The organism is Pseudomonas kilonensis, assembly GCF_001269885.1.
Lineage (GTDB): Bacteria > Pseudomonadota > Gammaproteobacteria > Pseudomonadales > Pseudomonadaceae > Aquipseudomonas > Aquipseudomonas kilonensis.
Map to the genome: position 1 here is coordinate 82,548 of NZ_LHVH01000026.1, position 21,593 is coordinate 104,140.

Below are 21,593 nucleotides of genomic sequence, written 5' to 3' on the forward strand. Positions count from 1 at the left end.
GCAGCTCCTCAATCCTCGACCACCCAAGTGTCCTTGGTCCCACCGCCCTGGGATGAATTCACCACCAGGGAGCCTTCGCGCAGCGCCACCCGTGTCAGCCCGCCAGGCACCACGCGGGTCTCGCGGCCGGACAGCACAAACGGCCGCAAATCGATGTGGCGCGGGGCGATGCCGTTTTCGACAAAGGTCGGACAGGTCGAGAGCGACAGCGTCGGCTGGGCGATGTAGGCGTGCGGCTTGGCCTTGATCCGCTCGCGAAAGGCATCGATCTGCGCTGTCGTCGCGGCCGGCCCCACCAGCATTCCATAACCGCCGGAGCCCTGGGTTTCCTTGACCACCAGATCGGGAAGATTCGCCAGCACGTGGGAAAGCTCGGCGGGATTACGGCATTGCCATGTAGGAACGTTCTTCAGGATCGGCTCTTCGTCCAGGTAAAAACGGATCATGTCGGTGACGAACGGGTACACCGATTTGTCGTCCGCCACGCCCGTGCCGATGGCATTGGCCAGCACCACGTTGCCGGAACGGTAGGACGACAACAGGCCCGGTACGCCGAGCATCGAATCCGGATTGAAGGCCAGTGGATCGAGGAACGCGTCGTCGAGGCGACGGTAGATCACATCCACGGCTTTCGGGCCGTCGGTGGTGCGCATGAACACTTTGTCATCGCGTACGAACAGGTCGGCGCCTTCCACCAACTCCACGCCCATCTCCCGGGCCAGGAACGCGTGCTCGAAGAACGCGCTGTTGAAACGCCCCGGCGTGAGCACCACGACACTGGGATCGTCCAGCGGGCTGGAGCTTTTCAGGGTGTCGAGCAGCAGGTTCGGATAATGGTCGATGGGGGCGATGCGCTGGGCGGCGAACAGTTCGGGGAACAGGCGCATCATCATCTTGCGGTCTTCGAGCATGTAGCTGACGCCGCTGGGCGTACGAAGGTTGTCTTCGAGCACGTAGTACGTGCCGTCACCGTCGCGCACCAGATCGACACCACAAATGTGGGCATAGATGTCACGGTGCAGGTCCAGCCCCTGCATCGCCAGTTGGTATTGCTCGTTGGCCAGCACCTGCTCGGCGGGAATGATGCCGGCGCGGATGATCCGTTGTTCGTGGTAGAGGTCGGCCAGGAACATATTCAGCGCCTTGACCCGCTGGATGCAGCCACGTTCGACCACCCGCCATTCACTGGCCGGGATGCTGCGCGGGATCGTGTCGAAAGGGATCAGGCGCTCGGTCCCCTGCTCGTCGCCGTAGAGCGTGAACGTAATGCCAGCACGATGAAACAACAGGTCGGCTTCGCGCCTGCGTTGCGCCAGCAGCTCGTCAGGCGTTTCAGCCAGCCAGCGGGCAAACGCCTGGTAATGCGGACGGACCTGGCCGTTGGCATCGTACATTTCATCAAAACCGCTGCGGATCATGCCGTACTCCTTGTCACCCTGGCAGCAAGGCTTCGCAAGCCCCGTGCCATCGGCATAAACGCTTTATGATCAACGGGTTGGATTCTCCTCTGACAGGCCGTGCACTTTTCTAGTGCAGCAAATACCCCCACCCCGCTGCCCCCCGCTTCATTGCGACGCAGGGGCGTCGCTCTGCTGAGCATAGCCCTGGAAAAACGACGCGGCTTGATCTGGATACAGTTAGGTACAAAACCTGGCGGTTGTGGTGTTGGCAGGGGACATGCTCACCTATTCGGCGTCCGCCACAAATCCCACAGTAATGTTCAATGTTCGGGTAGTTCACAGACATGAAAACGGCCGACACAAAGGTCAGCCGTTGCTGTGGTTGCGGTGAGTAACTGTCAGGCCTGCAGGCGCCGGATCTCTTGCTTGACGCCCCAGCCCTCGATAACACCACCCAAGGGTTCGACGACTGCCTCAAAGTCTTGCTCGAAGTCTCCTATGTCATCGTAAGTGGCGTACATCACCCGGCTCAGTTCCAATGACCAAGCCCCGTCGTCCCGTGCACTGATCTGCGCGTTCAGCGACTCTCCCCGAAAATGACCTGCCGCCCTGCGCGCCCGCTCCTCGTCCGGGAAAATGGCGTAGAACTCAATGGGATGGAATCGGGAAAAATCGAAACCGCCTTCTTTCATGCGGCGCAATACGCTGGTGCTGATGTCTTCTTGATAGGCTGTGCTCATGAAACGTCCTCCTGAAACCAATGGATAGACTTTCCGTCTTCCCGTGCGTGAAGCCCTCAGGCTGCAAGCGGTACGGCATCAAATGGCCGTCGGGACACAAGCATGTAGCTGACAAGACCGGACCTTGGCGATCCTTTCGCTGATCTCAATTGCAGAGTAGCCGTAAGTGGTGGCCACTGCCAAGCGAGACCAGGCAACGTTTCATGAAATCGGTTTAATGCTGAGGATTTCAATGCTGTGCTGGGACTTGAGGTTCTTGACGGTGGGATCTTCAGTGCGACCTTCCAGGTCGTTGAGGTCCAGTAGGTCGGAAACGGGCAGCATTTTTTTACGAATCAGTTGTGCAGCCTGCTCCATCGTAGGCTCCTGCTCGTAGTCGAACTGCTCGGCGATGGCTTCGCCATGATCATCCACGAAAGTGATTTCCCACTTTTGCATCAGTGTCTCCTTGATCAATTCAGGGCCTGGCTTACCTCTATCTCGACATTGAGGGCCGGACAATCGTTCCACTGGGCGGGCGGACGGCACACATGAAAAGACCGCCTCTGGGGCGGTCTCTTGCTGTAAAGCCGTGGCCGATCAGTTTTCGGCGCGTTCCTTCAGGGCTTTCAAGGTGTTGAACGGCGCATCCACCACGAACTTGTTCGCCAACCAGGACGGCACGTCACCACCCGGTTCGGTGTGGACCTGATAAACGACTTCGATCTGGCCCGCGCCTTTTGGCGTGAACGTCCAGAAACCGTCGACCTGGGTTACTCGCACAAAACCTTGCTCGTCAGGCGCGTATTTCGGCACCCCCTTGAGCCTGCGGGTCAGGCTGCCATCGGCGCCCTCCTCGGTGGTGACTTCCAGCACCGAGTCCCGGGGCGTGACCGGCCATGGTGTGTTGAATTGAGTATAGGTCCAGCTCTTGTCGCCTTCGTGCTTGAGCAGTTTCTGGCTCTTGCATTCATGAATCCATGCGCAAGCACCGGGAACGTCTTCCTGCAGGGCCCGCAGCTTGGCCATGGTGGTTTTCATCACCGTCACGCCACGGTAGGCCTTGTATTTGGAGCCCGTCACCTCACTGAGGGAAACCTTGATACCGTCCTTCTCCTTGGCAACCTGCCAGTCCTCTGCCTGAGCGGTGGCCGTTGCCAGCAATACGGTCAACCCACACAACACAGCCATACGATGCAGCGAACCCATAGTTCTTTTCCTTATTGTCCAAGTTCGTTCAGTTAGGATCCATTCATGGAATCATTACGCTGCCGTGACTTGCTCCCACCAACCGATCAGCCGGATGGCCTCTTCACTGCTGCTGCCGCACACCTCGATGTCGGCGTCGAACGCCGAGCACACTGCCGGACGTTCCGGCTGGCCGAAGATCCGGCACAGGTTATCGACTGACAATTGCACGCAACGTTCTCCCGCCGGTTTGCCTTGAGGCATGCCAGGGATCGATGAGCTGATGGAAGGGGCGATGCAACAGGCGCCACAGCCTTCACGGCATTTCATGACGGCGACATCCTCACGACAGTAATGGTTAGTAACAGAACACAGAGTACCGGCTAAAACACTCGTTTTAAATTACCGTCTGCGTGTTTTTTTGCCCATGGCGGGATGACCGAATGGTCAACGACGAACTGCAGGCCTGTCGAAGGTTTATTGCTTGAATTCGAAGTCCAGCGCCGCGCCTTCCACCTCATTGCGCTCCTGGTTGCGCAGTGGCAGCTGCATTTCATTGCTCAACAAACGGCCATTGAGCTGAAACGGCCCGGGTTTCTCGCCGAACATCGACGGCAAGAGCGGCTCACGCTTGGACTGCACCACCTTACCCGGTGGTTGCAGTTCCTCGACCATCTCACGAGGCAGGCTCAGATCGAGCTTGGCCGGCGGCAATGGGGTCTTGGCGACCTCGCGGGCGGATTTGCTCTTGGAAGCGATGGGCGCGCGCTTTTTCTTCGCGGGAGCTGCCTTTTTAGTGGAAGGCTTCTTGGTCACTGCCGTTTTTTTCGGCGTATCTTTCGTGGCACTGGCGGCCGGTTTTTCCTGCGCTGGAGTTGCCGCGACGACGCCTCCCATGTGGAAGGCGCTCAACAGGCCGATCAAAACCCAGGCAGCAGGAACAATGGCTTTCATAGACACAACGGCACTGACGACAGGGACCCCCATGCTCGCCTGATAATGAGGCGCTGACAAGCACATCGAGCTAAGCCACTGGCGCCTAAAGAAATCCGTTGGCCGTCTCTTGGCACAATTGAGTGGCCAACATCCCCAGTGTCATCAAGGCCCGCTCCGCCTCACGGTTCCAGGGAGTGCCACAGTTCAAGCGAATGCAGTGGTTGAACTGCTCGGTGTTACTGAAAATCAGCCCTGGCGCGATGCTGATGCCTTGTTGCAACGCCCGCACATGCAACTCCTGGGTATTGACCCGCCCCGGCAGGCTGACCCACAGGATGAAGCCTCCAGTGGGACGACTCATCTGCGTGCCTTCGGGGAAGTACTGCTGCACCGCCAGTTGAAAGGCGCTGAGGTTCTTGCGGTACTCCTGGCGGATATAGCGCAAGTGCCGGTCATAGCCGCCGTTTTCCAGGTACGCGGCGATGCCCATCTGCGTGACGCTGCACGCGGAGTGGGTGCTGAAGGTCTGGAGTCGCTGGATTTCCTGCTGGAATTTACCCGCGATCATCCAGCCGATGCGCACGCCCGGCGACAACGTCTTGGAAAAACTCGAACAGTAGATGACCCGGTCCAGCCGGTCGTAGGCCTTGAGGGCCTTGGTGCGCCCCTGTTCGAACATCAACTCGCCATAGATATCGTCCTCGACGATCTGGATGTCGAAGTCCGAAGCCAGGCGCAGCAATTGCTTTTGCCGCTCTTCAGGCATGGTGCCGCCCAAAGGATTGCTCAGGCGCGTGGTCAGCACCAACGCCTTGATCGACCATTGGTTGGCCGCCAACTGCAAGGCCTCCAGGCTCATCCCGGTGACCGGGTCGCTGGGGATTTCGATGACCTTGAGGCCCAACAGATCCGCCAGTTGCAGCAAGCCGTAATAGGTCGGCGACTCGGCGGCGATCAAGTCCCCCGGCCGCGTCAGCACTCGCAAGGACATTTGCAGTGCATCGACGCACCCGTGGGTGATCACCACCTCGGAAGGGTCTACCACGACGCCGGCATCGCGCATGCGAATCGCCACTTGACGGCGCAATGGCTCGAAACCCGGGCTGAACATGTAGCTGAACGCCCGTGGGCTGTGGAAACGCGTGACCTTGGCCAATTGCTGATGCAGGGCCCGGACCGGCAGATAGTCGACGCTCGGCACCGCAGCGCCCAGGGGAAACACCCCTTCGCGGCGCGACTCGACCAATACTTGCTGGATGATGCTGCTGCGCGTCACCAGCCCCGGACGCTCGACCCGGGCAATGTCCGGCGTCGGTGCCGTCAGGGCCGGCGTCTGGTGCACGTAGTAGCCCGACTGCGGCCGCGCGCGGATCAGCCCCTGGTCTTCAAGGTTGGCGTAGGCCTGCAGCACCGTGGCATGGCTGACGTTGAGCTGCGAGCTCATCTTGCGCACCGACGGCACGCGCTCACCAGGCTGATACACACCGCGCCGGATGTCTTCAGCCAGCTGTTGAGCAATACGTTGATAGAGCAGAAGGTTGGTCATGACGCAGCACTCGATTTCACGGGCATTTTATTCTTGTCGGAAACGATACCGGAACAGTTTAGAAGTGTACTGGGACAGTTGCCAGATTACTCGACAGTACAGTGGAGTGACAGCTCTAACTGTACTCATCGTGCATCGATTGCAGGGCCAAAAAAACCCGGCGCCTTTTACAGGGGCCGGGTTTTCCAGTGACGCAGCCCTCAGCGGGCGGCGCCGAGCTGGCCTTTTTCGTCGGAGAACACAATTTCAACGCGACGGTTCTGTGCCCGGCCACGCTCGGAAGCGTTGACGTCCACAGGGTATCCATCACCGTAGCCTTCGACCTGGATACGCTTTTCGTCGATCCCCAGGTCCACCAGCACATCCGCTACCGCTTGCGCGCGGTCACGAGACAGCTTGAGGTTTTCCTGCTTGCCGCCGGTGCTGTCGGTGTACCCCTCGATACGCACCACGCGCTTGGGGTTGAGCTGCAAGAACTGCACGATCTTGAGCACGACCCGGTTGGCCGAGTTTTTCAGTTCCGCTTCGCCGGTGTCGAACAGCACGTCACCGAGGGTCATCACCAAGCCGCGATCGGTTTGTGTGGTCGCCATTGCCATGATCTGTTCTTCGAGCCATTTGCCCTGCTGCTGCACACTCAACAACTTGGATTCACGCAGGGCCAATTGCAGGCGCTGGCGCTCCAGTTCGAGCTTCGCCGCGCGCTCTTCGTTGAGCACCTGGTTGCTGTGCTCCCGGGCGATGGCACTGTAGCGCTGGCTCAGGTAGGCGTAATGCTGCACATCTTCGCCGCTGCCCCAGTAGCTGGATAACCGATCGGCACGGGCCAGGGACTCACCCGCGCGGATCACGTCCCGGGGGGCGGCACGCAGGACGTTGGCGTCCTCCTTGACCTTCTGAAAGTCGGTGCTGGCCTGCTCGAGCGCCGCTTCGCTGCGCTGGCCGGCGCAGCCATACAAGCTGGCCAGGCCGGCGAGGACCAGACCGCCCAATACGTGGGAGTGCTTCATTGTGCATCCTCCCGCAACTGTTTGCGCAAGCGCTTGATGCGGGTGTCGAGCACGTTCAGTTGCTCCTGGCTCTTGAGGGTCAGCACGTTCGCTTCGGCCAGGCGGGCGTCGAGTTCGGCCTGTTCGGCCCGCATGCGCGCCTTCTTGTAGGATTCGTCGGCCATGTTGGATTTGGCGCGGGCGAACTTTTCTTCAGCCAGTTTCAATTCGGGCACTTCGTCGGCAGTGGCGCCAACGGCCCGGGCTTGGTTCAGTGCCTGTTCGGTCAGGCGGATCTGTTCATTCGGCGCCGGATCGGCTGCGCAGCCCGCCAGAGCCAGAACGGCCAGGGCAGCGAAAAGAGGTCGAATAGTCACTAATGTTCCCTACTGTTTTGGGGCACTGACAGGTAGCTGCAACTGTGTTCTCCAGCGCTCGAGATTGCGCTGCAACACAGCCTCCGTCAGACCGGACGCGGCCAATTCTGTCATCTTTTGCGCCAGCTGTCCGCGTAACCATGGGTCATTGCAGGCGGAGTTATGAGAGATCGCGAGAAACAACCCCGGTTTGTCCACCGGTTGCGGTGCGGCTTGCAGGTCGTTGGCCATTCCCAGTGTCTGCGCCATTGCCAGGCCCGAGTAGCGCCCCGCCAGGACATATTCCACCTCGCCCAGCAGCAATTTCTGAAAGGCCTGGGTCAGGTTGGGCGTGCGCACCAGGGACAATTGCTGCTCGGCAAAGACGCCGAATCCCTGGGTCATTGAGGCCTTTTCCGACAAGGCCCCGGGATGACCGTGAAGGTCTCCGGGCTGGTTGATGACCAGCGTCGAGTCGTTGCGGGTCCAGACCAGGTAATCGTTTTCGAGCAAGGGCGGATGAACGTAGTCCAGCACTTCAAGCCCGGTAACGGTCAGCGGAGCGTCGGTGAGCAGGTCCATGCGGCCACTGCGCACTTCGTCCAACGCCTGGGCGCGCTTGCCGGCATACAAGAGTTCGATCTTGATCCCCAATTCTTGCGCGACGTGCGCCAACAGGTCGGCACCGGCGCCAATCAAGTGCTTGGGGTCCTGAGGGTCTTGCCAGAGATAGGGCGGCGCATCCGGGCTGCCGGTGGCGATCAGTCGTTCACATTTGCCGGCGGCGACAGACAGGCCTGGCACGAGCGCCAACGTCCACAGCAACGACCAGCCAGCCAAACGGCGCAGATCCATGGCAATACGCTCCTCTGATGCGGAAATAAAAAGCCCGGCCAAAGGGCCGGGCTCTTTATAAGTGAAGACGCCGGATTAGACCAGCTTCTCCAGCTCAGGGATGGCTTCGAACAAGTCCGCGACCAGGCCATAGTCGGCCACCTGGAAGATCGGTGCTTCTTCGTCCTTGTTGATCGCAACGATCACTTTGGAGTCTTTCATGCCCGCCAGGTGCTGGATCGCGCCGGAGATACCGACGGCGATGTACAGCTGTGGCGCAACGATCTTGCCGGTCTGGCCGACCTGCATGTCGTTGGGTACGAAACCGGCGTCGACCGCGGCGCGGGAAGCACCGACGGCAGCGCCGAGCTTGTCGGCCAGGGCGTACAGGTGCTTGAAGTTGTCACCGTTCTGCATGCCACGCCCGCCGGAAACGACGATCTTGGCAGCGGTCAGTTCCGGACGATCGGACTTGGCCAGTTCTTCGCCGACGAAGCTGGAAATGCCGGCGTCGTGGGCAGCGCCTACGGCTTCAACGGCAGCCGAGCCACCTTCGGCGGCAACCGGGTCGAAACCGGTGGCGCGAACGGTGATGACCTTGACCGCAGCAGTCGATTGCACGGTGGCAATGGCGTTGCCGGCGTAGATCGGACGCTTGAAGGTGTCGGCGCTTTCTACCGAGATGATTTCGGAGATCTGGTCGACGTCCAGCGCAGCGGCCACGCGCGGCAGGATGTTTTTGCCGTTGGAGGTGGCGGCAGCCAGGATGTGGCTGTAGCCCTTGCCCAGCTCGGCGACGAGCGGAGCAACGTTTTCCGGCAACTGATGCGCGTAGGCGGCGTTGTCGGCCAACAGTACTTTTGCCACGCCAGCAATTTTCGCAGCGGCTTCGGCCACGGCGCCAGCGCCCTGCCCGGCCACCAGGACGTGGACATCACCACCGATTTTGGCAGCGGCAGCAACGGTGTTCAGCGTGGCCGGAGCCAGCGCCTTGTTATCGTGTTCGGCGATTACGAGGAGAGTCATGATCAGATCACCTTCGCTTCGTTTTTCAGTTTCTCGACCAGTTCAGCCACCGACTTGACCTTGATGCCCGCGCTGCGTGCAGCCGGCGCTTCGACCTTGAGGGTCTTGTTGGTGGAGGCGGTGGAAACGCCCAAAGCGTCAGGCGTCAGCACTTCAAGCGGCTTCTTCTTGGCTTTCATGATGTTTGGCAGCGACGCATAGCGCGGCTCGTTCAAACGCAGGTCGGTAGTGACGATGGCCGGCAGTTTCAGGGAAACGGTCTGCGCGCCGCCGTCGATCTCGCGGGTCACGGCAACGCTGTCACCGGACACTTCGACCTTGGACGCGAAGGTGCCCTGACCGTAGCCGCTCAATGCCGCGAGCATCTGGCCGGTCTGGTTGTTGTCGCTGTCGATGGCTTGTTTGCCGAGGATCACCAGCGATGGCTGTTCCTTGTCGACAACGGCCTTGAGCAGCTTGGCCACGGCCAGCGAGGTCAGGTCTTCGGCGGATTCGACGAGGATGGCGCGATCGGCACCCAGTGCCAGCGCGGTGCGCAGTTGTTCCTGGGCGGTGGTCGGGCCGATGGAGACGACGACGATCTCAGTCGCCACGCCTTTTTCTTTCAGGCGTACGGCTTCTTCTACGGCGATTTCGCAGAAAGGGTTCATCGACATCTTGACGTTGGCGAGGTCGACGCCGGAGTTGTCCGCCTTGACGCGAACCTTGACGTTATAGTCGACCACTCGTTTGACAGCTACAAGAACCTTCATGGATTCCTCGTTACTCTCCGGTGAAAAAAAGTCGCCTAGGCGAACCTGGCGGTTGATGCTCATGGGCGCAAGGGCACCTCTAAAAACGCCGGCATGAACCACACATGACCCAGCTCACGGGAGTGAAGACCATTCGTCAGTGATGACCGATGAGTCATTCATTATCGCGGCGTGTAAACTGCGCGTCTGAACCACGCAATGCGTCACTTTGTGCTGCCTTCGCCCTGTCTTTAGAGGTGCTCTTGAAACCAACAGTCAGCCTACGGCGAGCGCAAAACCGCCCGTATCTTGACCGGAACGCCTATTCCGGTCAATACGGCAAAATGGTCAGTCATAAGCCGTACGTCAGTGATTTATCTGGGCTGCGGCAATTTCAAACAAACGTTTGTATTGGACCCTGAGAGTGGTGTAGATATAATGCGCCGCTTAAGAGAGACACGCGTTTCATCCATTGCCGCTTTCGTCGCTTTTCGCGAAGGAAACAACGGATGCAACGCCAAACCTCCAATTAGAAAAAACTGTGAGCCTTGAGTAGGAGATAGCCCTGTGGAACGCGAATACATGGAATTCGACGTGGTCATCGTCGGTGCCGGCCCCGCTGGCCTGTCTGCCGCTTGCCGACTGAAACAGAAGGCCGCCGAAGCCGGTAAGGAAATCAGCGTCTGCGTGGTCGAAAAAGGCTCCGAGGTCGGTGCGCACATCCTCTCCGGTGCGGTGTTCGAGCCCCGCGCCCTGAACGAACTGTTCCCGGACTGGAAAGAACTCGGCGCCCCGTTGAACACGCCCGTCGTGCGCGATGACATTTATGTCCTGAGAAACGCCGAGGCCGCGAGCAAAATCCCTGACTTCTTTGTGCCCAAGACCATGCACAACGAAGGCAACTATATTATTTCCCTGGGCAACTTGTGCCGCTGGCTGGCCCAGCAGGCCGAGAACCTGGGCGTGGAAATCTACCCGGGTTTCGCCGCCCAGGAAGCGCTGTTCGACGAGAACGGCGTGGTGCGCGGGATCATCACCGGCGATCTGGGTGTCGACCGCGAAGGCAATCCGAAGGAAGGCCTCTACACCCCTGGCATGGAACTGCGTGGCAAGTACACGCTGTTCGCCGAAGGCTGCCGTGGCCACATCGGCAAGCAACTGATCAAGCGCTTCAACCTGGACAGCGAGGCTGACGCCCAGCACTACGGCATCGGCCTGAAGGAAATCTGGGAAATCGACCCGGCCAAGCATCAACCCGGCCTGGTGGTGCACACCGCCGGCTGGCCGCTGGACATCATGGGCACCGAGAACACCGGTGGCTCCTTCCTCTATCACCTGGAAAACAACCAGGTGGTGGTCGGCCTGATCGTCGATCTTTCCTACAGCAACACCTTCCTGTCGCCGTTCGACGAATTCCAGCGCCTCAAGCATCACCCGGTGCTCAAGCAGTACCTGGAAGGTGGCAAGCGTATTAGCTATGGCGCCCGTGCATTGGCCAAGGGTGGTATCAATTCGCTGCCGAAAATGGTCTTCAAGGGTGGCGCATTGATCGGCTGCGACCTGGGCACCATGAACGTGGCCAAGATCAAGGGCAGCCACACCGCCATGAAATCCGGCATGCTCGCCGCCGAATCGGTGGCTGAAGCGTTGCTATCCGGCGGCGAAGGCGGTGATGAACTGACCAGCTACGTCGACCGCTTCAAAGCCAGCTGGCTCTATGAAGAACTGTTCGCCAGCCGCAACTTCGGCCCGGCGATGCACAAGTTCGGCCCGATCATCGGTGCCGGCTTCAACTGGTTCGACCAGAACATCCTTGGCGGCAAAATGCCGTTCACCCTGCACGACACCAAACCCGACTACGCCTGCCTCAAGCTGGCAGCCGATTGCAAGAAAATCGACTACCCGAAACCGGACGGCAAGATCAGCTTCGACAAACTCAGCTCGGTGTTCATCTCCGGTACCAACCACGAGGAAGAACAGCCCTGCCACCTGAAGCTGACCGACCCGAGCATCCCGATCAGCAAGAACCTGCCACTGTACGACGAACCGGCCCAGCGCTACTGCCCGGCCGGCGTGTACGAAGTGGTGACCAAGGAAGACGGTGAGAAGCGCTTCCAGATCAACGCCCAGAACTGCGTGCACTGCAAGACCTGTGACATCAAGGACCCTTCGCAGAACATCACCTGGGTATCGCCGGAAGGCGCTGGCGGACCGACTTACCCGAACATGTAAGCCGTTGCGCTGAACATCAAGGCTCCCGTAATGGGGGCCTTTTTGTTGCCTCCGATTCAAGCAACACAACAGTCCAAATGTGGGAGCGGGCTTGCTCGCGAAAGCGGTGTGTCAGTCGACAAAAATACCGGCAGATATGCCGCTTTCGCGAGCAAGCCCGCTCCCACAAGGGATTTTCAAAGACTCAGGCAGCGCGCTCTTCCCCGGGGTTGCGTTCAAAGTAGCGCTTGTACTCCCGACTGAACTGCGACGAGCTCTGATACCCCACCTGGTGCGCGACCTGGGCCACGCCCATGCCCTCGGTGAGCAGCAGTCGCTGGGCCTTGAGCAGGCGCAAGCGCTTGAGGTACTGCACGGGCGACAGCAACGTGCTGCGCTTGAAATGCTCATGGAAGGTCGAGGCGCTCATGTTCGCGCAACCGGCCAAGGTCTCGACGTTCAGCGGCTCAGTGAAGTGCGCATGCAAATGGCTCAGGGCCGCGGCAATCCGGGCGAATTGGCCTTGCTGCTCCACCAGCGCCCGCAGCACATCGGCCTGGGGCCCGCGCAACGCGACGAACAGCAACTCCCGCAGCCGCGCCTGGCCCATGACCTGGCATTCCAGTGGGTCGTGCAAGCAACGCAACAAGCGTTCGACGCACCCACGCATGGCGTCATCGAGCACGGCGCAGGTCATCGACTCCGGCGTCTGCGGCGCCAGGTTCCGTCCCGGCACCAGCCCCATGGCCAGTACCAACTCCCCCAGCATCGCCCGATCGATTGCAACGGAAACCCCAAGCAGCGGAGCATTGGGCATGGCGTAGGTTTCGCATTCGAATGGCACCGGCAAGGCCTGGATCAGATAATTCCCGGCGCCATATTCCAGCGTGCGAGGTCCCAGGTACGCCAATTTGCTGCCCTGGGCGATGATCACCAGGCTCGGCTCGTAGAGCTGCGGGCCACGGGCGACGTCCTGGCTGGCCCGAAGCGCATGTACGCCAGGCAGTGGCGTCGGGACGAAGCCGTCGCGGGTCGCCAGGGGTTCTATCAATGAAACCAGCGTGGCGTTGGCATCGAGATGGCGGGTCAACAACATGGGCGAAAACTTCACGAAAAATGGGATGAAACCATCATCGCAGGTCTGGCGTCACATAGGATCAGATCCTGGCCAAGACCGGAGGATTAGGCATGACAGGCGGAGGAATCGCCATCGCCGCCGGCCGCCAGGACTCCCAGAATGGAACCCCTCACCGTTCACTGCTTAGCGAGGTCCATCATGTACACAGCCATCGGATATGCCGCCCAGTCGGCCACCACTCCCCTCGCCCCCATGAAGTTCGAGCGTCGCAGCCCGCGAGCCGACGACGTGGCGATCGACATTCTCTACTGCGGCGTCTGCCACTCCGACATCCACCAGGCCCGCAATGAATGGGGCATCGCCGTTTACCCGCTGATGCCCGGCCATGAAATCATCGGCAAAGTCACCGCCGTCGGCGCGAATGTCACCCGCTATAAAGCAGGCGATTTGGTCGGTGTCGGCTGCATGGTCGACTCTTGCCGCGAGTGCGAAGCTTGCCGCGCTGACCTGGAGCAATACTGCCTGGAAGGCATGACTCAGACCTACGCCAGCCCGGACCGCGTGAGTGGCGGCCACACCATGGGCGGTTACTCCAACAGCATCGTGGTCAGCGAGCACTTTGTGCTGCGCATTCCGGCAGCACTCGACCCGGCCAGCGCCGCGCCACTTCTCTGCGCTGGCATCACCACCTACTCGCCCCTCAAGCACTATGGCGTGAAGGCTGGCGACAAGGTTGGCGTGCTGGGCATGGGCGGCCTGGGCCACATGGGCATCAAGTTCGCCAAGGCCATGGGCGCAGAAGTCACGTTGTTCACCCGCTCGGCGAGCAAGGCCGAAGAAGCCCGTCGCCAGGGCGCGGACCATGTGATCGTGTCCACCGACGCCGAACAGATGGCCGCCGCAGCGGGACGATTCCACTTCCTGCTGGACACCATTCCGGTGCAGCACGACCTCAATCCCTACCTCGACACGCTGCGTTTCGACGGCGTGCACATCATCGTGGGTCTGGTCGAGCCGATCGATCCGCCGGTACACGCGGCAAAACTGATCATGGGTCGTCGTGTCCTCGCCGGCTCGCTGATCGGCGGTGTCGCAGAAACCCAAGAGGTGCTGGACTTCTGCGCCGAACACCACATCAGCTGCGACATTGAAATGCTCGACATCCGCCAGATCAACGAGGCCTACAGCCGCATGATCGCCGGGGATGTGAAGTACCGCTTCGTCATCGACATGGCCACGCTCAAGGCCTGACGTTCGTCAAACCTTGGCGCCCAGTTCCGCCGACAGCCGGGCAGTGACCCCTTTGACCAGGGGAATCAGCTCGGCCATTTTTTCCAGCGGCATGTACGGCACGGTGCTGGCGATGCTGATACCGGCAACAATGCGCTTGCCGGCGTCACGGATCGGCGCCGCCACACAGCGAATCGACGGTTCGTTGTCTTCCAGGTCGAAGGCATAGCCTCCCGCCACATACTCCACCATCCGTTGCTGGAACTGTTCCCAGGATTGCTCCTGATGCTGGGGCCAGAACTGATTCTTCCCACCCGCTGGCAGGCTGATTTCATACAGCCGCTTCCATTGTTCCTGCGAGTCATCAAGCATCAGCGCCTTGCCGATCCCAGTGCGCGCCAACGGCATGCGATGGCCTACGCGCGAGCGCATTTCCGGGCCGTTGCGCCCTGGATTCTTCAGCAGGTACAAGACTTCGTCACCTTCACGAATCGCCAAGTGCACGGTGTCCCCGGTGAGCGCCGACAGCTCGTCCAGGTAAGGCCCCGCCAGGCTCACCAGTGGCAACTCTTCCCGGGCCTGAAAGCCCAACTCAATCAATTTCGGCCCCAGCAGGTAGCCCACTTGCGGCACCACGCGCAGGTAACGTTCATCCACCAGGCAACTGGCCAGGCGATGGGTGGTGCTGCGGGTGGTGCCGATCAGCCGGGCGATTTCCTTCAAGTCACGGGCGCCGCTGGCGACCGCCTGGACCACACCCAAGCCACGCAACAATGTCTGCGTGCCTGTGGGCGCGGCGTCCTTGGTGATTTTTGGATCGTCTTGCAGCATAGCCGGCCTTCAACAGTGAGCGGGGAACGGGCGGCATTATGGTCGCCCGCCCCGTCGGACTACAACTCGATGCGCTCGACCTTCCCGACCAGCAGGATGTAGGACAGCGCGCCAGCCAGTGCCAGGACAGAGATATAGGTGATGGCCGGGGCAAACGAATCGCCGCTGGCGAGGAAGCCAATCACGATCGGCGTGGCGATGGCCGCCAGGTTGCCGATGAAGTTGAACACCCCTCCGGTCAACCCGAGCAGTCGCGCCGGCGCCAGTGTGGAGACCAGCGACCAGGTGATCGACGCCAGGCCATTGCCGAAGAACGCCAAGGCCAGGAAGGCGATCACCAGCGGCGTCGACTCGACGAAGTTGGCGCCGATGATCGAGGTCGAGATCAGCAACCCGCCAATGATCGGCAGCTTGCGCGCAAACCCCACGGTGGCGCCGCGGCGAATCAGCCAGTCGGAGAAGAACCCGGAGCACAGCACGCCGACAAACGCCGCGAGAAATGGCAGGGACGCCAGTAGGCCAGACTTGATGAAGTCCATGCCGCGATATTTCACCAGGTAGGTCGGGAACCACGTCAGGAAAAACCACAACGTGGAGTTGAGGCAGAACTGCCCCAGGTAAATGCCCCACAACTTGCGTTGCGTCAGGACGATGCCCAGGTCGGTCCAGCTGAATTTCGCCTTGCCCTTGGCGGTATCGGCCTGGATATCCACCAGCCCACCGCCTTCGCGGATCAGTTCGATTTCAGCGGCGTTGGCGCCTTTGAAATCCCGTGGCTCGCGATACACCGCGTACCAGATCGCCGCCCAGAGAATGCCCACCGCGCCCGTGGCGACGAACACCATGTGCCAACCGAAGGCGTGTTGCAGCCAGGCCAATACCGGGGTCAGGAAGGCCAGCCCGACAAATTGTCCGGAGGTATAGAAACCGATGGCCGTGGCCCGCTCGCGCTCAGGAAACCAGGTGGTGACCACGCGGCTGTTGATCGGATAAGCCGGCGCTTCCAGGGCACCGACCGCCATGCGCAGCACGAACAGCGCGATGAAACTGGCGGCAAAACCCAGCATTACCGTGGCCACCGACCACAACAGCAACGCCACGCTATACAGAATGCGCGGCGGCACCCGGTCCACCAGCCAGCCACCGGGGATCTGCATGGCGGCGTAGGTCCAGCCGAACGCCGAGAAAATCAGCCCGACATGGATCGGATCGATGCCCAGGTCGCTGGTCAATGCGGGGGCGGCGATCGAGAGGTTGCTGCGGTCCAGGTAATTGATCACCACGGTGATGAACAGCAGGACCATGATGAAAAAACGCTTGCGGCTGGGCGTCACCAACGACGCCTGCGCGCTCAGGGTGTGCGCTTGCATGTGAGGTGCCTCTTTTTATGTTTGTCGAATACGGCAAGGATTGAGCAAGACCCTGTGGGAGCAAGACCTGTGGGAGCAAGGGGTTCTGTGGGAGCAAGGCTTGCCCGCGATGCAGACGATGCGTTTTCCAGTCAAACCGCGTCATCGTTCATCGCGGGCAAGCCTTGCTCCCACAGAACCCCTTACTCCCACAGGGCCTTGCTCCCACAAGATTCTTTTGCTCCTGCGCAGTGATCAGCCGCAAATCACCACTCGGCAAAACTGCCATCGGCATGCCGCCAGATCGGGTTGCGCCAGCGGTGGCCGATGGCCGCGCGTTCGATGACGTATTCCTCGTTGATCTCAATGCCCAGGCCCGGGCCATTGGGGATTTTCACGAAGCCCTTGTCATAGTCGAACACCTGCGGATCCTTGATGTAATCCAGCAGGTCGTTGCTCTCGTTGTAGTGGATGCCCAGGCTCTGTTCCTGGATGAAGGCGTTGTAGCAGACCGCGTCCAGTTGCAGGCACGCCGCCAGGGCGATCGGGCCCAACGGGCAGTGCAATGCCAGCGCCACGTCATAGGCCTCGGCCATGTTGGCGATCTTGCGGGTCTCGGTGATGCCGCCGGCGTGGGATGCATCCGGCTGGATGATGTCCACGTAGCCTTCGCTGAGTACACGTTTGAAGTCCCAGCGCGAGAACAAGCGCTCGCCCAGGGCGATCGGGGTGCTGGTCAGCGGCGCCAATTCCTTGAGGGCTTCGTAGTTTTCGCTGAGCACCGGCTCCTCGATGAACATCAGCTTGTAGGGGTCGAGTTCCTTCATCAACACCTTGGCCATCGGCTTGTGCACGCGGCCGTGGAAGTCCACGCCAATGCCGACGTTCGGTCCTACCGCATCGCGCACCGCCGCGACATTGGCCAGGGCCAGGTCGACTTTTTCAAAGGTGTCGAGAAACTGCAGCTCTTCGGTGCCGTTCATCTTCACAGCGGTGAAGCCCCGTGCCACGGCTTCTTTCGCCGCGCGAGCGGTGTCCGCCGGCCGGTCGCCGCCGATCCACGAATACACACGGATCTTGTCGCGCACCTGGCCGCCCAGCAGGTCGCTGACCGACACGCCCAGGGCCTTGCCCTTGATGTCCCACAACGCTTGGTCGATGCCGGCCAGGGCGCTCATGTGAATGGCCCCGCCGCGGTAGAAGCCGCCGCGATAGAGCACGGTCCAGATGTCTTCGATGTTGCGTGGGTCTTTGCCGATCAGGTAGTCGGACAATTCCTCGACAGCTGCCGCCACCGTGTGGGCACGGCCTTCGACCACGGGCTCGCCCCAACCGGTCACGCCCTCGTCGGTTTCGACCTTGAGGAAGCACCAGCGCGGCGGAACGATAAACGTGGTCAGCTTGGTGATTTTCATCTTGTTGTCTCTCTTGTCAGATGCAGCGCACGGGGCGCTGGAAAAGTCTTCAGTTCAAGGCGTTCCATGCGGCCACGTAGGCCTTGGCGCGCACCGCCACTTCATCCGCTGTCAGGCCCGGCTTGAACAGCCCGGAACCGAGGCCGAAACCCTTGACGCCGGCTTCGAGGAACACCGCCATGTTGTCCGGGGTAATCCCGCCCACCGGCACCAGCACGGTCCCGGCCGGCAGTACCGCAAGCCAGGCCTTGACCACCGCCGGGCCCATTTGCTCGGCGGGGAACATCTTCAGTACATGGGCGCCTTCGTCCAGCGCGGCAAAGGCTTCGGTGGGCGTGGCGACGCCTGGCGACAGGTACAAGCCCGCCGCTTTCGCCGCGCGCAGCACCTTCGGATCGCTGTGGGGCATGACGATCACTTGGCCGCCAGCGGCTTTCACCTGCTCGACCTGTTCCGGCGTGAGCACGGTACCGGCACCGATCAGGCAATCGGCGGGCAAGGTACTGCGCAGGATGCGGATGCTTTCGTACGGCTCGGGGGAATTGAGCGGTACTTCGATGACGCGAAATCCGGCGCTGTACAGGACTTCGCCGATGGCTGCTGCCTCTTCGGGACGCAGACCACGCAGGATCGCGATCAGCCCGTTGTGCGCCAGTGCTTGTGTGAGCATGTCAGACCTCCAGTCAGGTTCAGGGGGCGGTGGAATCGAGCAACCCGGCCGCTACGGCCAGTTGCCACAAACCGCGTTCGGTGGCCTGTTCGGCCAGGACCACCCGGGAGAAGCCGCAGGCGTCGAGGGCCCGTTGATAACGGACACAGAGTTGGGAGTTGCCGATCAGCACCACCGTCGGCAGATGGAGGCTGTCGCGTCGCCGACGCTGCACCTCGGCCAGCGCCGTCAGCTCATGGCCGATCAGCAGGCCCGAGAGGTAATCGGCCTGGGCGCTGGCCTCCAGTTCACCGGTCAAGCCCAGGCTGCGAGCGCTGAACACCGTGGACAACGGACCGATCTGGCCGTCCACCGACAACGCCACCTGTACGCCACGATCAAAGGCCACGCCATCGAAGGTCGTACTCCGTTGCTGGGTGCGACCGAGAATGCTGTGGTCACTGAGCACGGCGAAGATCTCGCCGGTCATGAAGGTGTCGAAATGCACGATGCAGCCATCGGCCACTTCCACCCATTTCGAATGACTGCCGGGCAAGCCGATCAGCACCGCTTCGTCCGGTAGGCTGTGCAAGGCGCCGAGCACCTGGGTTTCTTCACCGCGCATGACATTGGGCAAGCGTGAACGCTGAATCACGCCGGGCACGATGTGCACATCGACACCGCGAAGGCTGCGAACGGTTCGTAGGGAATGTCCGAGATTGGCGACGTTGGCGGGTGTGTCGCAGTAAGGCGCTTCACGCCAGCCCTGAGCACTGCCGACCATGCCACAGGCGATCACAGGCAAGCCTGGCTGAGCATCGAGCCAGTCGCCGCAGGCCTCGTCGAAGGCCAGTTCGAAACCGTCGATGCACACCCGGCCGGCCACGGTTCGCGGCCCGGAAGGCAACTGCATGATCCCCGATGACAGCGAACGCTGCTCGAGCACCTCGCCATCGGCTGCGAGTTTGTAAGCCCGTAATGAGGTGGTCCCCCAATCGAGCGCGATCAATTGCGCCTGCATCCGCTTCACCTGTTCTGTTTTTTGGCAGTGAGTGGAACGGACTATAAACCTGGGCGCGACAAAATCTCAATATATAAATATCACTCCCATATATTGGGACTTCATAGGTCAACCACAAAGCCAATCGCCATCCGTCCAAGACCCTGCTACGTTTCTGAGCGGACGCCAAACAACTCAGGGAAAAAGTGATGGGACAACAGCTGAAAATCCTCGGCCGCACTTCCTCGATCAATGTCAGGAAAGTGTTGTGGACCTGCCAGGAACTGGAAATCGCCTACGAGCGCGAAGACTGGGGCATTGGTTTTTCTTCGACCCAAGACCCGGATTTCCTGGCCTTGAATCCCAATGCCCAGGTGCCGGTGATCATTGATGAGAACGGTGTGCTCTGGGAGTCGAACACCATTTGCCGCTATCTGGTGGGCAAGCATGGGCGCAACGATCTGCTGCCTGTCGAGCCTGCCGCCCGGGCGCGCATTGAACAGTGGATGGACTGGCAAGCCACAGAGCTCAACCCGTCATGGGGCTACGCATTCCACGCCCTGGTACGCAAGAATCCGGACTTCCAGGACCCACAGCGCATCGCCGCCGGCGTCAAAGGCTGGAACGAGAAGATGGGGTTGCTGGAGCAGCAGTTGAACCGCACCGGCGCCTACGTGGCCGGTACGGCGTTTTCCCTTGCGGATGTGCTTATCGGCCTGTCGGTGCACCGCTGGCGCCAGGCGCCCATGGAGCGTCCCGACTATCCGGCCGTGGCAGCCTACTGCAAACGCCTCGAACAGCGACCGGGGTTTGCCGAGTACGCATCCGCCGCGCACTCATGAAGTGCTCAGTTGCCGTTAGCGAAATCCCGTAGCACCTTGCCGTCCATTCGGTAGCGCACCCACTCTTCCTGGGGTTGCGCGCCGAGGGATTTGTAGAACTCGATGGCCGGCGTGTTCCAGTCCAGCACACTCCATTCGAAACGCCCGCAATCGTTGTCACAGGCAACTTTCGCCAAATGGCGCAGCAACGTCTTGCCCGCCCCGCCACCGCGCTGGTCAGGCGTGATGTACAAGTCTTCGAGGTACAGGCAGTTGCTGCCCAGCCAGGTGGAATAACTGAAGAAAAACACCGCGAAACCGATCGGCACGCCATCACGCAGGCAGATCAACCCGTGGGCCGTTGCGCCTTCGCTGAACAGGCTGCGCTCGATGTCCGCCACACTGGCGATGACTTCGTGGCGGGCCTTTTCGTAATCGGCAAGCTCAGTGATGAAGGCAAGGATTTGAGGCGCATCGCTGGGTTGCGCAGGACGGATCTCGATGGACATGAACAGGCCTTGTAGCCAATTGAAAGCGCCATACTAAGCCGCCACGGGGCGCTCGTCACATATGAAAATGAACATCATCCACGAACCCTCGAAGTACTGACATACAAAGGATCTGTCATGACCGCTGCCGCCTTTGCACCTTTTCAAACCGTCGCAGCCCAGTTGCTGCCTCATACATTGGAGCCATCGGAGGATGGCGCTCACGATCTGTCACACCTGCAACGGGTCTGGCACAACGTACGCTTGCTCCACCGTCATGAAGGCGGTGACCTGCTTATCCTGCTGGCGGCAACATTGCTGCATGACTGCGTGGCGGTGGAAAAAAATTCACCGCTGCGCGCCCAGGCCTCCCGCTTGGCAGCGGATAAGGCATCGACACTGTTGTCGACACTGAACTGGCCAAACGAAAAAATCAGCGCCGTTGCCCATGCCATCGAGGCTCACAGTTTTTCGGCCAATATCGCAGCGATCACACTCGAAGCCAAAATTCTCCAGGACGCCGACCGCCTAGACTCATTGGGCCTGCTCGGGGTGGCGCGCACATTCTATGTGGCCGGACGCATGGGCAGCGCACTCTATGACCCTCAGGATCCGCAGGCCAAGTCCCGGGATTACGATGATCGACGTTTCTGCCTCGATCATTTCCAGACCAAATTGTTGCACCTGGCCAACGGTTTCCAGACTGCCACCGGGCAACACATGGCGCTGACCCGTCACGAAAAACTAAAAAACTTCATGGAGCAATTCATCGAAGAAGCCGGACTCGACGGCTAGA

23 protein-coding genes are annotated in these 21,593 nt (G+C 60.6%); 4 read left to right on the forward strand and 19 right to left on the reverse strand.

Going from position 1 to position 21,593, the window contains the following annotated elements:
* Positions 1-8: 8 nt before the first annotated feature.
* The 12 genes from AD662_RS20145 to AD662_RS20200 form a co-directional block, all read right to left on the reverse strand.
* Positions 9-1,418 (reverse strand): circularly permuted type 2 ATP-grasp protein, encoded by a 1,410-nt coding sequence (locus AD662_RS20145; protein WP_014339467.1) that lies wholly within the window; start codon positions 1,416-1,418, stop codon positions 9-11.
* Positions 1,419-1,798: 380 nt separating this feature from the next.
* Positions 1,799-2,140 (reverse strand): ribonuclease E inhibitor RraB, encoded by a 342-nt coding sequence (locus AD662_RS20150; protein ID WP_003179463.1) that lies wholly within the window; start codon positions 2,138-2,140, stop codon positions 1,799-1,801.
* 201 nt (positions 2,141-2,341) lie between these two features.
* Positions 2,342-2,578 carry a hypothetical protein gene (locus AD662_RS20155; RefSeq protein ID WP_018613636.1) on the reverse strand — a complete coding sequence of 79 codons (237 nt, stop codon included), beginning with the start codon at positions 2,576-2,578 and terminating at the stop codon, positions 2,342-2,344.
* 141 nt (positions 2,579-2,719) lie between these two features.
* Positions 2,720-3,328, reverse strand: coding sequence for an START domain-containing protein (locus tag AD662_RS20160; protein WP_018613634.1), 609 nt, complete (start codon positions 3,326-3,328; stop codon positions 2,720-2,722).
* 54 nt (positions 3,329-3,382) lie between these two features.
* On the reverse strand, positions 3,383-3,637 hold the full coding sequence (locus AD662_RS20165; RefSeq protein ID WP_018613632.1) for a zinc/iron-chelating domain-containing protein: 255 nt from the start codon (positions 3,635-3,637) through the stop codon (positions 3,383-3,385).
* A 147-nt stretch (positions 3,638-3,784) separates the two neighbouring features.
* Positions 3,785-4,261: a hypothetical protein gene (locus tag AD662_RS20170; RefSeq protein WP_018613631.1), complete on the reverse strand. Its 477-nt coding sequence runs from the start codon at positions 4,259-4,261 to the stop codon at positions 3,785-3,787.
* 85 nt (positions 4,262-4,346) lie between these two features.
* Positions 4,347-5,789: an aminotransferase-like domain-containing protein gene (locus AD662_RS20175; RefSeq protein ID WP_018613628.1), complete on the reverse strand. Its 1,443-nt coding sequence runs from the start codon at positions 5,787-5,789 to the stop codon at positions 4,347-4,349.
* Between the two features lie 200 nt (positions 5,790-5,989).
* Positions 5,990-6,799: an OmpA family protein gene (locus tag AD662_RS20180; protein ID WP_018613626.1), complete on the reverse strand. Its 810-nt coding sequence runs from the start codon at positions 6,797-6,799 to the stop codon at positions 5,990-5,992.
* Positions 6,796-7,155: a DUF4398 domain-containing protein gene (locus tag AD662_RS20185; protein WP_018613625.1), complete on the reverse strand. Its 360-nt coding sequence runs from the start codon at positions 7,153-7,155 to the stop codon at positions 6,796-6,798. Before AD662_RS20185 ends, AD662_RS20180 begins: the two co-directional genes overlap by 4 nt.
* Before the next feature lie 9 nt (positions 7,156-7,164).
* Complete coding sequence (locus tag AD662_RS20190; protein ID WP_053189617.1) at positions 7,165-7,989, reverse strand: substrate-binding periplasmic protein; 825 nt, start codon at positions 7,987-7,989, stop codon at positions 7,165-7,167.
* A gap of 75 nt (positions 7,990-8,064) precedes the next feature.
* A complete protein-coding gene (locus tag AD662_RS20195) occupies positions 8,065-8,994 on the reverse strand; it encodes an electron transfer flavoprotein subunit alpha/FixB family protein (protein WP_053189618.1) in 930 nt (309 codons plus the stop codon).
* Positions 8,995-8,996: 2 nt separating this feature from the next.
* Positions 8,997-9,746, reverse strand: a complete 750-nt coding sequence (locus AD662_RS20200; RefSeq protein WP_014339477.1) for an electron transfer flavoprotein subunit beta/FixA family protein — start codon at positions 9,744-9,746, stop codon at positions 8,997-8,999.
* Between the two features lie 546 nt (positions 9,747-10,292).
* Between AD662_RS20200 and AD662_RS20205 the strand changes: the two genes are divergently transcribed.
* Positions 10,293-11,957 (forward strand): electron transfer flavoprotein-ubiquinone oxidoreductase, encoded by a 1,665-nt coding sequence (locus tag AD662_RS20205; RefSeq protein ID WP_053189619.1) that lies wholly within the window; start codon positions 10,293-10,295, stop codon positions 11,955-11,957.
* Between the two features lie 184 nt (positions 11,958-12,141).
* Here AD662_RS20205 and AD662_RS20210 read toward each other — a convergent pair whose 3' ends face one another.
* Entirely contained in the window at positions 12,142-13,032 is an 891-nt protein-coding gene (locus tag AD662_RS20210; RefSeq protein ID WP_018613618.1) for an AraC family transcriptional regulator, read from the reverse strand.
* 180 nt (positions 13,033-13,212) lie between these two features.
* Between AD662_RS20210 and AD662_RS20215 the strand changes: the two genes are divergently transcribed.
* Positions 13,213-14,265, forward strand: a complete 1,053-nt coding sequence (locus tag AD662_RS20215) for an NAD(P)-dependent alcohol dehydrogenase (protein ID WP_018613613.1) — start codon at positions 13,213-13,215, stop codon at positions 14,263-14,265.
* 6 nt (positions 14,266-14,271) lie between these two features.
* Here AD662_RS20215 and AD662_RS20220 read toward each other — a convergent pair whose 3' ends face one another.
* The 5 genes from AD662_RS20220 to AD662_RS20240 form a co-directional block, all read right to left on the reverse strand.
* Positions 14,272-15,075 carry an IclR family transcriptional regulator gene (locus AD662_RS20220; RefSeq protein ID WP_053189620.1) on the reverse strand — a complete coding sequence of 268 codons (804 nt, stop codon included), beginning with the start codon at positions 15,073-15,075 and terminating at the stop codon, positions 14,272-14,274.
* Positions 15,076-15,134: 59 nt separating this feature from the next.
* Positions 15,135-16,445, reverse strand: a complete 1,311-nt coding sequence (locus tag AD662_RS20225; RefSeq protein WP_018613611.1) for an MFS transporter — start codon at positions 16,443-16,445, stop codon at positions 15,135-15,137.
* 245 nt (positions 16,446-16,690) lie between these two features.
* The gene (gene dgoD / locus AD662_RS20230; RefSeq protein WP_003179439.1) at positions 16,691-17,839 is read right to left on the reverse strand and encodes a galactonate dehydratase; all 1,149 of its coding nucleotides are present in this window, start codon (positions 17,837-17,839) and stop codon (positions 16,691-16,693) included.
* Between the two features lie 49 nt (positions 17,840-17,888).
* Positions 17,889-18,509 carry a 2-dehydro-3-deoxy-6-phosphogalactonate aldolase gene (locus tag AD662_RS20235; protein WP_014339482.1) on the reverse strand — a complete coding sequence of 207 codons (621 nt, stop codon included), beginning with the start codon at positions 18,507-18,509 and terminating at the stop codon, positions 17,889-17,891.
* Between the two features lie 19 nt (positions 18,510-18,528).
* Positions 18,529-19,509 carry a 2-dehydro-3-deoxygalactonokinase gene (locus tag AD662_RS20240; RefSeq protein ID WP_053189621.1) on the reverse strand — a complete coding sequence of 327 codons (981 nt, stop codon included), beginning with the start codon at positions 19,507-19,509 and terminating at the stop codon, positions 18,529-18,531.
* A gap of 188 nt (positions 19,510-19,697) precedes the next feature.
* On the opposite strand from AD662_RS20240, the gene AD662_RS20245 reads away from it, so the two are divergent.
* Complete coding sequence (locus tag AD662_RS20245) at positions 19,698-20,330, forward strand: glutathione S-transferase family protein (protein WP_053189622.1); 633 nt, start codon at positions 19,698-19,700, stop codon at positions 20,328-20,330.
* 5 nt (positions 20,331-20,335) lie between these two features.
* Here AD662_RS20245 and AD662_RS20250 read toward each other — a convergent pair whose 3' ends face one another.
* On the reverse strand, positions 20,336-20,818 hold the full coding sequence (locus AD662_RS20250; RefSeq protein WP_003204214.1) for a GNAT family N-acetyltransferase: 483 nt from the start codon (positions 20,816-20,818) through the stop codon (positions 20,336-20,338).
* A gap of 117 nt (positions 20,819-20,935) precedes the next feature.
* Here AD662_RS20250 and AD662_RS20255 point away from each other — a divergent pair, with 117 nt between their 5' ends.
* Positions 20,936-21,592, forward strand: a complete 657-nt coding sequence (locus AD662_RS20255) for an HD domain-containing protein (protein WP_053189623.1) — start codon at positions 20,936-20,938, stop codon at positions 21,590-21,592.
* Position 21,593 lies beyond the last annotated feature (1 nt).

Excerpts from the sequence above, each read along its gene's own strand:
- AD662_RS20145 (WP_014339467.1), bottom strand. The coding sequence starts at position 1,418 with ATGATCCGCAGCGGTTTTGATGAAATGTACGATGCCAACGGCCAGGTC.
- AD662_RS20150 (WP_003179463.1), bottom strand. The coding sequence starts at position 2,140 with ATGAGCACAGCCTATCAAGAAGACATCAGCACCAGCGTATTGCGCCGC.
- AD662_RS20155 (WP_018613636.1), bottom strand. The coding sequence starts at position 2,578 with ATGCAAAAGTGGGAAATCACTTTCGTGGATGATCATGGCGAAGCCATC.
- AD662_RS20160 (WP_018613634.1), bottom strand. The coding sequence starts at position 3,328 with ATGGGTTCGCTGCATCGTATGGCTGTGTTGTGTGGGTTGACCGTATTG.
- AD662_RS20165 (WP_018613632.1), bottom strand. The coding sequence starts at position 3,637 with ATGAAATGCCGTGAAGGCTGTGGCGCCTGTTGCATCGCCCCTTCCATC.
- AD662_RS20170 (WP_018613631.1), bottom strand. The coding sequence starts at position 4,261 with ATGAAAGCCATTGTTCCTGCTGCCTGGGTTTTGATCGGCCTGTTGAGC.
- AD662_RS20175 (WP_018613628.1), bottom strand. The coding sequence starts at position 5,789 with ATGACCAACCTTCTGCTCTATCAACGTATTGCTCAACAGCTGGCTGAA.
- AD662_RS20180 (WP_018613626.1), bottom strand. The coding sequence starts at position 6,799 with ATGAAGCACTCCCACGTATTGGGCGGTCTGGTCCTCGCCGGCCTGGCC.
- AD662_RS20190 (WP_053189617.1), bottom strand. The coding sequence starts at position 7,989 with ATGGATCTGCGCCGTTTGGCTGGCTGGTCGTTGCTGTGGACGTTGGCG.
- AD662_RS20195 (WP_053189618.1), bottom strand. The coding sequence starts at position 8,994 with ATGACTCTCCTCGTAATCGCCGAACACGATAACAAGGCGCTGGCTCCG.
- AD662_RS20200 (WP_014339477.1), bottom strand. The coding sequence starts at position 9,746 with ATGAAGGTTCTTGTAGCTGTCAAACGAGTGGTCGACTATAACGTCAAG.
- AD662_RS20210 (WP_018613618.1), bottom strand. The coding sequence starts at position 13,032 with ATGTTGTTGACCCGCCATCTCGATGCCAACGCCACGCTGGTTTCATTG.
- AD662_RS20215 (WP_018613613.1), top strand. The coding sequence starts at position 13,213 with ATGTACACAGCCATCGGATATGCCGCCCAGTCGGCCACCACTCCCCTC.
- AD662_RS20220 (WP_053189620.1), bottom strand. The coding sequence starts at position 15,075 with ATGCTGCAAGACGATCCAAAAATCACCAAGGACGCCGCGCCCACAGGC.
- AD662_RS20225 (WP_018613611.1), bottom strand. The coding sequence starts at position 16,445 with ATGCAAGCGCACACCCTGAGCGCGCAGGCGTCGTTGGTGACGCCCAGC.
- dgoD (WP_003179439.1), bottom strand. The coding sequence starts at position 17,839 with ATGAAAATCACCAAGCTGACCACGTTTATCGTTCCGCCGCGCTGGTGC.
- AD662_RS20235 (WP_014339482.1), bottom strand. The coding sequence starts at position 18,509 with ATGCTCACACAAGCACTGGCGCACAACGGGCTGATCGCGATCCTGCGT.
- AD662_RS20240 (WP_053189621.1), bottom strand. The coding sequence starts at position 19,509 with ATGCAGGCGCAATTGATCGCGCTCGATTGGGGGACCACCTCATTACGG.
- AD662_RS20245 (WP_053189622.1), top strand. The coding sequence starts at position 19,698 with ATGGGACAACAGCTGAAAATCCTCGGCCGCACTTCCTCGATCAATGTC.
- AD662_RS20250 (WP_003204214.1), bottom strand. The coding sequence starts at position 20,818 with ATGTCCATCGAGATCCGTCCTGCGCAACCCAGCGATGCGCCTCAAATC.
- AD662_RS20255 (WP_053189623.1), top strand. The coding sequence starts at position 20,936 with ATGACCGCTGCCGCCTTTGCACCTTTTCAAACCGTCGCAGCCCAGTTG.